This window comes from Gemmatimonadaceae bacterium, assembly GCA_037721215.1.
Taxonomy (GTDB): Bacteria; Gemmatimonadota; Gemmatimonadetes; order Gemmatimonadales; family Gemmatimonadaceae; genus UBA4720.
The window spans coordinates 65271-77021 of sequence record JBBJNV010000013.1 but is presented as its reverse complement, the minus strand read 5'-3'; the positions used below and the strand labels follow the sequence as shown (position 1 = coordinate 77021).

The window sequence follows — 11751 nt, the reverse complement described above, 5'->3', positions numbered from 1 at the left end:
CAGCCAAACATGATGAGTCCGCGGCGAGGGTTTGCGAGAGACGGAATATCCCTGATTAACGACCATGAGGCCAGTCAGCAAAGGGCAAACGCCGCGCCGCGTCAGCTGCCTGGCGGACCCCGCCTTCCCCGCCGGCCCTCGCCCTGACCCTCGCCCTGACCCTCGGGACGCTGCTGAAATGGCTCTTTCACGTTTTTCGGGACCTTCGCCCACTGCTCTGGCGTCAGAATCGATTCTGCCGTCTTGATTGCCGCCTGTGCGAGAGCCCGGCCTTCCTGGATGCGCGTGCGCATCCGCATGCCGACCTGCATTGGATCTGCATTGCGGCCCGATCCCCCGAGAGTTTCAGCGAGAGAGTTGACGATAGTGTCGGCCTTTGTCTTCAATGAATCGCCCTCTGCCTGAAGCCTCGCCTTCTGTTCCGCGCTCAGGTCGAGCGCGAGCGAGTCGTTCAGCTCGAGGATCCGGATAAACGGGTTCGGCACGGCACGCGCCAGCCGCGCGCGAAAATCCGCCACCGTCGGCCGATTGCCGCCACCGCCGCCAAACACAGCGTTCATCTGCTGGCGAGCAGGGTCGACTCCGAGTGTCAGTCGGGCCTGCACCGCGATCTGAAAGGGGACGCGGAATGCATTGCGGGACCCGTTGGCGGCGCCGAAGTTTTCATTGACCTGATACAGATATCGCTTCGAAGCCGCATCGAAGCCACGAACGTACAACAGCGTGCGATCCGGGAAAACAGGCTGGCCCCATCCGCGAAGATCATCGCCGTGGATCAACTGGTCGACGCCGGACAGGGTGTTCAAAGCCAGCAGCGAAATCGTAAGCTTGCGATTCAACCCAAAGCCGCTCGGGCGGAAGTTGGCCTGTATATCGAATGACGGGGACCAGGGAACCGAACAACTGTTGCGCCCGGCGATCGCGCCGGTCTGACTCAGAATACATTCACGAGCACGCGCGGGGGCTCGCGCGAGCAGCCTCGACATTCCACCCGCAATCGCACTGTCGGGCGCTCCGGACGGGCGGAAGATGAAAGGTCGGTCATTCCGCAGACCGTCGCCGTTGATGTCGCCACCAACGATTGGCGTGAAATACGCTCCCGAGGTAAGGCGCGCAATGGCGGTGAGCTCGATTGCCGGCTTAACCGGCCATGTAACCGTCGCCAGCAAAGAGTGTCTGCGTTCCTGATCACTTCTCGCGCGCTCGGCAAGATTGGGATTACCTGCTGTCGAAGCGCCCGAACCACCGCGCCCGAATCCGCCGCCCCCGCCCCCGCCTCCAAACGTTGACAGACCCTGCGTCTCGTCCCGCGAGCGCGTGAGCGTGTAAGAGGCGTTGAACAGAATCGCTTTGGTCGTGATACCGCTGAACGAAGTCGTCAGCTGAGCGGCACTCGATGTGAGATTGGAATTCACTTCGCTGACAACGCCAAACCTCTGCTCGATTCTCGAACCGGTCAGGGCCACCGCACCGGTCGAAGGGACGACGGCGGTCAGGGGGACATATACCGGACGGCCAGCCTCTGCAGCGAGCGTGAATTTGGGAGTCGTGTCGAGATTGATGTCGCGCGCGCTCGTCTGAGATACTCCCCGCGCAACCGATGCGTCGGCCGAAAAATTGAACCGTTCGGCGAAGCGGCGATTGAATCCAAGCGAGCCCCGCCATGCGCGTGGTGAACTGAAGTCAGGACTGAATACGCTCACGTTGCGGCGCTGGTTGCCGAACTGCTGGCTGGCGCCGTTGCATGACGATGGTATGGAACGGGGATCGTCGAGAAAGGCATTCCAGTCAGGCGCCGGTATGCTTGCACCCACGCACACCAGCTGCGACTGCCCGTTGGCGAGACCGCTGGCTTCAGACGCGGATGCAAACAGTTGCGATTGCGCACGCCCGCGGAATTCGCCGAAGCCGCCGCGAACGCTTCCGCGGGACGGCCCGCCAGTGTTGGACCCGTAGTTCCAGGTAAATCCGGCCCGCGGACTCAGATGCAGGTCAGACGGGAATCGATCGGTTCTGTGGCCGAACAACGAGTCGACAGCGGGATTATATCCTGGCGCGTCGGGGTACCGTGATGCTTCGAGCCTGACGCCATAGGTGAACTGCAACCGCGGTGAACGGCGCCACGAATCCCCGAGGTAAAGCGCTCCGTTGAGGCTGCGCGCGCGCCTGTCACGCGTCGACAAGGTGCGAGTAAAGGAAAGCGGGCGGCCGGCAGCGAAATCCTCGAGAGAGTTGAAGCTGTAAGTGCCAAGTGCATTGGCGAACGATCCGTTTTCACTGGTCTCCTGGTTGAGCAGGCCTCCCAGCTTGATGCGGTGCGCGCCGCCCTTCGAAACACGTGAAACTTCGTCACTCAGCTCGATCAGCCGGCTCCGCGACTCCTGGGGCAGCGACGGATTCACACCGAACTGAAGCGTGGACACACCCCGGCGCTCATCCGGAAGATCTGAGGCGACGACGATGCGCCCGCTCGGCACGAGGAGATACGGGTCACTGTTGCGTGCGTCGACAGATGCATACGCGCGCAGCTCGTTGATAACGCCGCTCCAGTTCGACGTCAAAGTGACCATGCCACCTCCGCCCGAACCCTTCGCGTTCCCACCGCTGTGAGGAACCGAAAACGGAGATATGCGGCTTGCATCCTGAATCGACCCACGCCAGTCGCCTCTCATCATCAGCGTATGACTGTCGGCGAGATTGTAGTCGACCCTTACGAGAGCGGAAGCATTGTTGTTGAGCCGCTCATCAGGTATCGACGCCATGGTCGGCTGCAAGCCATAGGTATTCAGGAGTGAGATGAAGCGCGACACTGAATCGCGATTCACACCGATGCGCTGAAGCGCGAGTGGATCGGCGGCGAGGAGAGACTGCAGCGGATCAGTTCGCCGCGTGCGCGAGACTGCACCAAACGTGAAGAGCTTGTTCCTGATGATTGGCCCGCCGAACCCGGCGTTGACCTGATTCTGGGTGTACTTCTGCGAGAATGCGTTTTCGGGGTCGTCAACGAACTCCAGCGACGGATCCCGCAATGAGTAATTCAGCGCCCCCTGAAAGACGTTCGTTCCGCCACGGGTGGTGCTGGCAACCTGGCCGCCGGTGAACTGACCACGGGCGACATCGTAGGTGCTCGTGACGACTCGCGTATTCCGGACCGCCTCCTGCGGCACGCTTCCGGTCCCGAAACTAAGACCGTCCAGAGTGATGTTGTTCTGGTTGGCAGGCTGCCCTCCAACCGAGAACGATGCGGCCGTCGAATCGGTGCCCGCAATTCCGATAACGCCCGGCGCCAGCGTTGCGAGCGCATTCAGGTCACCTGCCTCCACCGGCAGTCGATTGACCAGGCCTGGCGGAAGCCCCCGCTCGGTCGATCCAGGTTCCGGTCGCTGGTTCTGCTGGCGGCCTGCGGGAGCAGCCCGAACCTGGACGCTCTGCAGCACGGTCGCCGTTCGGCCGAGCCTTACGTCCCCTACCAGGCGATCCTCATCGGACTGTCGGGAAAGACCGATCTGAGCCGGAGCGAACCCGATGGAGATCACACGTACGCGATAATTACCGCCGCCGTCAGGGAAGATGATGGTGTAGCGTCCGTCCGCGCCGGTAACCTTTGTCCGCACGATCTGCGTTTCCACCGACGTTGCCTCGACCCGCGCACCTGCCACCGGCGCGCCTTCCGGCCCCGTCACGCGGCCCATCAGGATGTCGGTCGTCGAACCAACCTGGGCATGACCCCGGAGAGGTAGCAGCACTGCCGCAAATAGCAGCAGTATCACGGACAATCGAATGTGCATCACCTGTTTCGCATTGCTGTTACCATCAAGGATTCCATCCAGACGACGAGTACCACTTTGACGCGGCATACCACGCTGTACGCGGCATATCAGGTGTACGCGGTTCGTCTGGCGCATGTTGAGACATCACCGCCGGCATAGGCGACCAACGCCTGGGCCAATTACCTTGTCGGGGCATGCCTCATACCAAAGCGCGCGGCTCGCTCATCAAGTCAATCGCGAACAACAGTGACGCAAATTCGCTGGCTACTCGCATGCGGCGGGCACGTTTCTCACTCTTTCTCGCGCTGCTCGACCGCCTGTCCGGCCCTGTCGAAATTCTTGATATCGGCGGTACTCAGGAATTCTGGGACCTCATGATGCCCAGGTCTACCGGCGATGTCCGTGTGACCCTGCTCAACGTAAAAAAACAGCGGTTGAGCTCGGAGCGCTTCATGAGCGTCGAGGGTGATGCCCGCGCGATGCCCGACTACTCCGACGGAGCCTTCGATGTCGTCTTTTCAAACTCGGTTATCGAGCATGTCGGTAATTTCTCCGAACAGCGCAGGATGGCCGCCGAAATTCGTCGCGTAGGTCGCCGTTACTTCGTGCAGACGCCCAACAAGCGGTTTCCACTCGAGCCGCATTTTCTTTTTCCCTGGTTTCAGTACCTGCCATCCGCGGTCCGCGCCAAGATGGTGCAGCGTTTCGACGTCGGGTGGTACAAGCGCATCCCCGACCTAGCAACCGCCCGCGCCGAGGTGGATTCGATACAGCTGTTGACCCGGAAGCGATTCATGGCGCTATTCCCCGGGGCGGCGATACACGTAGAGAGATTTGCGGGGCTGCCTAAATCGTTTGTGGCGTACGACGGATGGGAGCGGGCGCTGCACCCATGATCAGAGGGCTGCGATTCAGGAGGCCAGCCGGGTCGGCGTCGAACACGTTGCACTGGCCAATGCTTCCGTCACCACCGGGCATACTGACGACTTCTCAATGATTGCAAGAGCGGCGTCACGGGACAACGGGGCCCTGTACGGTCTGTTGGCAGTGAGTGCTTCGTACATGTCGGGAACTGCAAGGATACGAGCCGAAGTATCGAGATCATCGCCTTTGACCCCCAAGGGATAGCCCGATCCATCGAGCTTCTCGTGATGAAAAGCCGCCGTTCGGGCGAATCCGGCAAACGCGCTTACGCGTTCGAGAATCTCCCAGGTGTAAAGTGGATGCTGCTCCATTTCTACCCGCTCGGCTGCTGTAAGCGAGCTGGGCTTGTTCAGAATGCGCGCCGCCACGCCGAGCTTGCCAACGTCGTGCAGCAGCGCGGCGCGATTGAGCGTCGCCGCGTCGCCGACAGGAACGTCGAGTTCGCGGCTGATTTTGCGCGCATATCGAGCGACGTTCGTAGAGTGCTGATACATGTATGGTGATTTGGAATCGATAATGTCCGCAAATGCGCGAGCAATCTCGTCCAGGCCGGCATCGTCGGCATATCGGGTATGCTGCGGCGGCTCGAGCGCCAGGGTAATCGCGGTAGCGTCGGGCGACTGCAACGACTCCCACCAGCTCTGATTGTCGCGCCAGCCGCGAACGTTGCGCACCAGCGATGGCTCGAACCACAGCCCGCTCGTTCCCTTACCACTCGCAGAGCTGCGGCTATGCCCTGCTCAGTGTGAAACGCATCGAGAGTCTGGGCGAGCAGGATGATCCGGGAAAACAACGGAATCTGTTGACCGATCTTGCCGTCAGGATACCCCTCGCCATTCCAGTGTTCGTCGATCGAACGAATCGCCTCGGTGGGGGCTCGGGAGATGTTTCAGTCTCCGGCGCCCTAATCACACATGCTGGATGAGGACAGATGATTCGGCCTGTCAATCCACCGGCGGGGCCCCTCGTAGAATGCTTCGTCCGACGGCCCGGTAACGCAACGCTTCCGCAACGTGCGCGGCTCGCGTGCAATCGTCTGCATCAATGTCGGCAATTGTTCTCGCAACCTTGAGTACCCGGTGATAGCCACGCGCGGACATCGACAGCGTTTCAGCGGCACGCTGCAGCAGCGCGCGTGCATCACCGTCGACGGCCCCGTGAGCGTCGATCCATCGCCCGGATGCGTGAGCATTGCAACCCACGCCGCGCAGGCGCGCAAACCGTGCTGTCTGAATTGCGCGGGCGTTCGACACGCGACTCCGGATTGTCGACGTGGACTCTTCCTCACGCGAACTACTGAGATCGCGAAGCGCTACCGCACCAACCGTGACATGCATGTCGAGGCGATCGGAAAGCGGACCCGACATCCGGCCGGCGTAGCGATCAAGATCGGATGCGGAGCAGGCGCAGATGCCTGTCGAATCGCCAAGGCGCCCGCAAGGACAGGGATTCGTCGCGCCGACCAGCGTGAATCTGGCCGGAAAAGCCACTGACATCGCTGCCCGCGATATCACGACAGACCCATCTTCGAGCGGCTGTCTGAGCCCGTCGAGCACGGACTTTGGAAATTCCAGCATCTCGTCCAGAAAGAGAACGCCGTTGTGAGCCAGGCTCACCTCACCTGGTCGCGGATTCGAGCCTCCGCCGATGAGACCTGCACTGGATATCGAATGATGGGGCGCGCGAAAAGGGCGCGCGCAGCCTGTGAGCGCTTCGGCCGTCAGTATGCCGGCGACAGAATGGATGGCGATTACTTCCAGCGACTCAGCTTCACTAAGCTCGGGCAGGATTCCCGGCAGCCGCCGTGCGAGCATTGTTTTTCCAGCCCCAGGTGGTCCCACCATGATGACGTTGTGGCCTCCCGCCGCCGCCACTTCGAGCGCTCGCTTGGCCGATTGTTGTCCAACAACATCCGCGAATTCGAGAGGTTCGCGCCGCGGACAGCGCTCGCGTGACGGAGGCAATGCACGGCTCAGCAACCCTTCCTTCAGCTCCAATGCGAGCTCGCGCAGATTCCCGGGTGCTGAGAGACGGATTGAACTGACTCGACCAGCCTCATCGAGATTGGGGCGTGGAATCACAAGCTCATGCGGGCTTGCGGCTGCTGCCGTCTTGCGAGCAATAGACAGCGCACCCTTTACGGCGCGGAGCGAACCATCGAGCCCGAGTTCACCGACAAAGATCCTGCGATCCGTCGCTTGAGGTGGAAGTTGCCCGGTGGCCACGAGCAGGCCGACCGCAATTGGCAAATCATATGCGGTCCCATCCTTTTTTACATCGGCGGGGGCTAGATTGATTGTGATCCGTCTGGGCGGAAGAGTGAATCCTGAATTTACGAGCGCAGCGCCGACGCGCTCACGGCTTTCCTTGACGGCTCCGAGTGGCAGTCCTACGATGGTCCATTGGGGAAGCCCGGCAGCCGCGTCTACCTCGACGGTGACATCGTAGGCATCGATTCCAATGATTCCGGCCGAGCGAATTGCCGCGAGCATTCTGTATTCGTAACGCCCGCTTCTACATTGATCCTCATCGTCGGATCCCCACAGTCATCGGACTGGCTCCGCGCCTCTGCAACGGTGATCCCGACTGACTCTGCCCTCGGGGGTGTCAATGGACTGACCCCATGCTCAACCAGACTGGCTAGCGCAGCTCCTTAAGGCGCTGATCAATGCTGTCTGCGGCTTTGCGATCTTCGTCGGTTGCGCGCGGATTGAGGGTCAATGCCCGTCGGTACGACACAGCCGCTCCAGCCCTGTCTCCCGCCGCTGCCTGCGCATCGCCGAGGCGGCCGGCCGCGCGGTGGGAAGACGGGAACAGATCGGCGGTCAGCGAGTGAAGCGCAACAGCGTCGGACATCAGTCGCCGCCCGAGCCACACATCCCCGAGCGCGCTAAGCGCGCTCTCGTTCACGTCGTAGTCCCCGAGCCGCCCGGCGGCGCGCCATGCAAGCACCACCGGCGTGATGTCTATCGCCGAGCGGCCGGATTCCAGAGAGTCGCGGACGACAACGGCGAGCGGCGGTCGTTTCGGGGAGGTCATGATCAAACGCGTGCCGTCGGGACTTATCGCGTAAGCGGATGTATGACGCAACTCGGGGGTGCTGAAGGTGGCGACCACACTCCACGCTGTATCGCGCCCTGTTGCACCGGCGCGCCGCGAATAAAGAGTGCTGCCTTTCGCCATCAGTACCGTTCCGCCGTTGGGCAACCATGCGTGAGTCGTCCGGCCCGGCACAGTCCGCCCAAGCGAGGTTCTGCGGCGCGTTACGAGGTCGTACCGGCGAAGCTCATGCCGGGCCGACGCGGAGTCCAGCACTACGTAACTGATAGCGGTGTTTCTGGGGATTCGCTGCGCCGGCAAAGCCGGAACACCGCTGTCCAGATCCACGATTGCACCGGCGGCGGAGTCGAACATTGCAACCGTGAACGTTCGGGATTTAGGCCGCGTAAGAATGTATCGGCCGCTACCCACGGGTGTGTAGTAACCGGTGGTGTCAGCGCCGGGCAGCACACCCCGTCGCGGTCTTCCATCCGGAGCGTACACCCACGGCCCGTACTCCCTGAACAGGGTCGCAGGTACCCACCGGAGGGCCATATACTCACCACGCGAGTTCACCGTCGGTGAATTTTCATTCTCCGGAGTTCGGGTGACGCGGCTTTCCCTGCCAGTGGCAAAATGATACCTGTAGATTTCGCTCCGTGCGGTTGACCCGGTGTCACGGGTAGCGCTGAAGACTATCGCGCGCCCATCGGGCGTAAACGACGGCTGGCTGTTGATGCCGTCGTCGTGAGTCAGCTTCACGGGATTGCCGGCAATCAGCCGCCCGCCGCTCGACGTCAGGGGAACCGACCACAGGTTGATCGGGTTCTGGCCCTGTGCATCGAGCGCCGAAGACATGACGGCTACCGCGAGCAGTGCGCCGACTGATGTGAACCAGGACATGGCAGGGAGGGAAAGAGAAGGGTCGCGATCCTGACTGCAGCATGGTATTGCTGCACACCGCGCAGCGGAAGTCCATCCCTGTTACGCCCTCAGCGCACCCCGCGGTACGCCGCCGCCTCCGCAAGAAGCTTCGCAACGACCTTGTCCTGCTCCTCATATCGCCCTTCGCCAAAATGATGAAAGCGCAGCTTCCCCGTCGCATCGGCGTAATAAGCCGCGGGCCAGTAGTGATTTTTGTATGAGTTCCAGATCTTGAAGTCGTTGTCGACGACTACTGGATAGGTGATGCCAAGCTCTTTCACTTCCCGGCGCACGTTCGCGACTATTCGCTCACGCGGCAGTTCCGGCGTGTGCACACTGATTACTACAAGTCCCTTGTCGCGATACTTTGCCTCCAGCTTCTTGACGTGCGGAAGCGCGTTGAGGCAGTTGTAGCATTCGTACGTCCAGAACCAGATCATCACGACCTTCCCGCGGAGCGATTCCCGGGTAATTGGCGGCGAGTTGATCCATTCAGTGGCGCCGGTGAATGGTTGAAGCACTCCGTCCGCCAATGGAAGCAGTGCCGACTCATCTTCGGCCGCAAACTCATCGAGGGACATACCCGCGTCCGGCCGGGCGGTGGCCTTGCCGGTGAGTCGCCGAACGAGGGCCTCTTCAGCGGATGCGGTCTGCACGACACCCAGCTTCGCGAAGATTGCGCTGTCCCATCCAAGGAAAATCGCCGCCACCGTGACGACTGTCGCGACGCCCAGGCCTCGCCGAAGTATGGATTCACCGCGGCCGGCCCGCGCCATGCGGGCGCGAAGACGAGCGCCTGCGGATAGTACGAATGCAAGAGACATGACAGCTCCAATGGCAAAGGTCAGAAAGAGGAGAGACGAGTGGGTAACGCTCATTCCCGCGGCGCCCACGATGAGCAGCCCGAGGATCGGACCGGCGCACGGGGCCCAAAGCAGTCCGATGGCCGCGCCAGCCACCAGATTCGCGGCGACCGGCAAACGATCCCCGCTGCGGGAATCAGCTAACGCGGCGCCCATCCTGGTTGCCGGCCGCGAGACAAATTCCGCGATTCGAGGCGAGATAAGGGCGAGCCCTGCCACCGCCATGATGGCGAGAGCGGCATAGCGACCCCATTCGCTCGCAATTACGAGCCAGTTGATTGCGAGTGCGGCAATTGTCGCCGTCAGCGTGAAGGCGCTTGCCAGGCCCGCCAGCAACGGCAACGTATTTCGCCGGGTACCATCACTCGCCCGCGCGAACACCAGGGGAATGACAGGCAGAATACACGGGCTGGCGATGGTGAGAACCCCGCCGAGGAACGCGAGCAGGAACATCATGCAGGCGCCGCGAACCCTTCTGCGACAAGAGCCTTGATGACTCGTCCTCGCACCAGATCATATTCGCCTGCTGACGCCGACACGTCGTGCACCGCCTCCAGGAACAAACGGGCGAAATCGAGGTGCGATGTACAATTGACGCAGGTCTGAAGATGCCTGACGACGCGCTCTTTCTCGCCTTGGGGTAACGCTCCATCGAGGAATGGCCACAGCTGCTCGGCAGCCGCTTCACAGTCTTCCAGACTCGACATTGTCACTCCTTTACCGTTAGACGAGAGCTATCAGGGCGCCGAGAGATACCGGCGTCCAGGGCAAACGAAAGCAGGCAGTCCTGAAGCCGGCGCCGCCCGCGGTACAGCCGCGACCGCACAGTGCCGATAGGAATACCAAGCATTTCTGCGATCTCTTCATAAGTGAAACCTTCTATATCGGACAGAATCACGACGCTCCGAAATGTGACCGGCAGCGCATCGATCGCAGTCCTGATGGCAGGTCCTACGTCGAGCTGTGTAAACATGTCGTCCACTCCCGCGTCGCGCGCCCGAATATGCGCGCGAGCGGCACCGAGCAGTTCGAGTTCGTTGTCGTCAACGGATACCACACGACGCTCGCGGTAGCGCCGGCGAAAAAACTCGTTTCTACAGATCGTGCTCAGCCACCGCTTGCAGTCGGTTCCGATGGAAAACGTTTCCCAGTGACGAAAGGCCTGGAGAAACGTGTCCTGCACCAGATCATCCGCATCCGCCTCGTCGCGCGTAAGTGCGTTCGCGATTCTGGAAATCGCGGGCAGCAGCGGCAATGCGACTTCGGAAAACTCCCTGTCGCGTTCGTGTCGGCGATGATTTCCCGCGCCGGACGATTCGACGGGGTCGCTGTTGGCATCTCGTTTTTCTGGCAGTGACATCACACCAGTCTAAGCCCGCACTACGCAGGAAAGTTCCGACACTGCGGGAACCAAACGCGGGCGTGACCCCTTCTGTGCAATGTCACCTGCGTTTGCGGAAAAAGTGAAGACAAGTTCCAGACCACGGACCTGATTTGCCCCGCTGGCGTACAATACTGAGCCGCTGCAGGGGCATCCGCGGCGACTCGAATTCAACCCCGAGACATAAATGAAAAACATTACTTCAAGCACGATTTTCGGAGTGGCAGCGCTCGTTGCGATGGCGTCGGTTTCGCCGGAGGCAGCGCAAGCGCAGAAGTCTGCGGCAAGTGAAGCACGCCGGACGTATTCACGTCCGGGCGATGCGGAGATCAAGCGCCGGCTGACTCCACTGCAATTCTCGGTAACTCAACGAGACGACACGGAGACGCCGTTTCGAAACGCGTACAACGACAATCAGGCGGCCGGGATCTACGTGGATATCGTTTCCGGCGAGCCGCTGTTCAGTTCGCTCGACAAGTATGACTCGGGTACTGGCTGGCCCAGCTTCATGCGTCCGCTCGAGCCCACGAATATCAAAACGAAGAGCGACAGGAAGCTGGGATACAAGCGAACCGAAGTGCGCTCGAAGAATGCCGACTCGCATCTTGGGCATTTGTTCGACGATGGCCCACGGCCAACCGGACTTCGCTACTGCATGAACTCGGCGGCGTTAAGATTCATCCCCGTCGCGAAGCTCGAGGGCGAGGGTTACGGCAAGTATCTGAAGCTGTTCAGGAAGGTGTAGAACAACTTCCTTCGTTTCCGGTCAGAGGGACGACTGCCTTCAGAGGTGGTCGTCCCTTTTTGACACGGTGGATCAGAGCTGGACGTTTCGCGTCACTGTTATAGA

10 protein-coding genes are annotated in these 11751 nt (G+C 61.1%); 3 read left to right on the top strand and 7 right to left on the bottom strand.

Features of this window, described 5'->3' with window-relative positions; translation table 11 throughout:
* Positions 1-101: 101 nt before the first annotated feature.
* Positions 102-3788, bottom strand: a complete 3687-nt coding sequence (locus WKF55_08780) for a carboxypeptidase regulatory-like domain-containing protein (protein MEJ7759675.1) — start codon at positions 3786-3788, stop codon at positions 102-104.
* Positions 3789-3964: 176 nt separating this feature from the next.
* Between WKF55_08780 and WKF55_08775 the strand changes: the two genes are divergently transcribed.
* Positions 3965-4666: a methyltransferase domain-containing protein gene (locus WKF55_08775; GenBank protein ID MEJ7759674.1), complete on the top strand. Its 702-nt coding sequence runs from the start codon at positions 3965-3967 to the stop codon at positions 4664-4666.
* Positions 4667-4681: 15 nt separating this feature from the next.
* Here WKF55_08775 and WKF55_08770 read toward each other — a convergent pair whose 3' ends face one another.
* Positions 4682-5368, bottom strand: a complete 687-nt coding sequence (locus WKF55_08770; protein ID MEJ7759673.1) for an HD domain-containing phosphohydrolase — start codon at positions 5366-5368, stop codon at positions 4682-4684.
* Positions 5369-5373: 5 nt separating this feature from the next.
* Here WKF55_08770 and WKF55_08765 point away from each other — a divergent pair, with 5 nt between their 5' ends.
* Positions 5374-5619, top strand: a complete 246-nt coding sequence (locus tag WKF55_08765) for a hypothetical protein (protein ID MEJ7759672.1) — start codon at positions 5374-5376, stop codon at positions 5617-5619.
* A gap of 19 nt (positions 5620-5638) precedes the next feature.
* On the opposite strand, the gene WKF55_08760 is transcribed toward WKF55_08765, so the two are convergent.
* The 5 genes from WKF55_08760 to WKF55_08740 all read right to left on the bottom strand — a co-directional run bounded on the left by WKF55_08760 (position 5639) and on the right by WKF55_08740 (position 10880).
* The gene (locus WKF55_08760; protein MEJ7759671.1) at positions 5639-7186 is read right to left on the bottom strand and encodes a YifB family Mg chelatase-like AAA ATPase; all 1548 of its coding nucleotides are present in this window, start codon (positions 7184-7186) and stop codon (positions 5639-5641) included.
* A 148-nt stretch (positions 7187-7334) separates the two neighbouring features.
* A complete protein-coding gene (locus tag WKF55_08755; protein MEJ7759670.1) occupies positions 7335-8636 on the bottom strand; it encodes a hypothetical protein in 1302 nt (433 codons plus the stop codon).
* Positions 8637-8725: 89 nt separating this feature from the next.
* Positions 8726-9976, bottom strand: a complete 1251-nt coding sequence (locus WKF55_08750; GenBank protein ID MEJ7759669.1) for a cytochrome c biogenesis protein/redoxin — start codon at positions 9974-9976, stop codon at positions 8726-8728.
* Positions 9973-10227 carry a zf-HC2 domain-containing protein gene (locus WKF55_08745; protein ID MEJ7759668.1) on the bottom strand — a complete coding sequence of 85 codons (255 nt, stop codon included), beginning with the start codon at positions 10225-10227 and terminating at the stop codon, positions 9973-9975. Before WKF55_08745 ends, WKF55_08750 begins: the two co-directional genes overlap by 4 nt.
* Positions 10228-10229: 2 nt before the next feature.
* On the bottom strand, positions 10230-10880 hold the full coding sequence (locus WKF55_08740) for a sigma-70 family RNA polymerase sigma factor (protein ID MEJ7759667.1): 651 nt from the start codon (positions 10878-10880) through the stop codon (positions 10230-10232).
* Between the two features lie 208 nt (positions 10881-11088).
* Here WKF55_08740 and msrB point away from each other — a divergent pair, with 208 nt between their 5' ends.
* Positions 11089-11646, top strand: coding sequence for a peptide-methionine (R)-S-oxide reductase MsrB (gene msrB, locus WKF55_08735; protein ID MEJ7759666.1), 558 nt, complete (start codon positions 11089-11091; stop codon positions 11644-11646).
* The last annotated feature ends 105 nt before the right edge of the window (positions 11647-11751 follow it).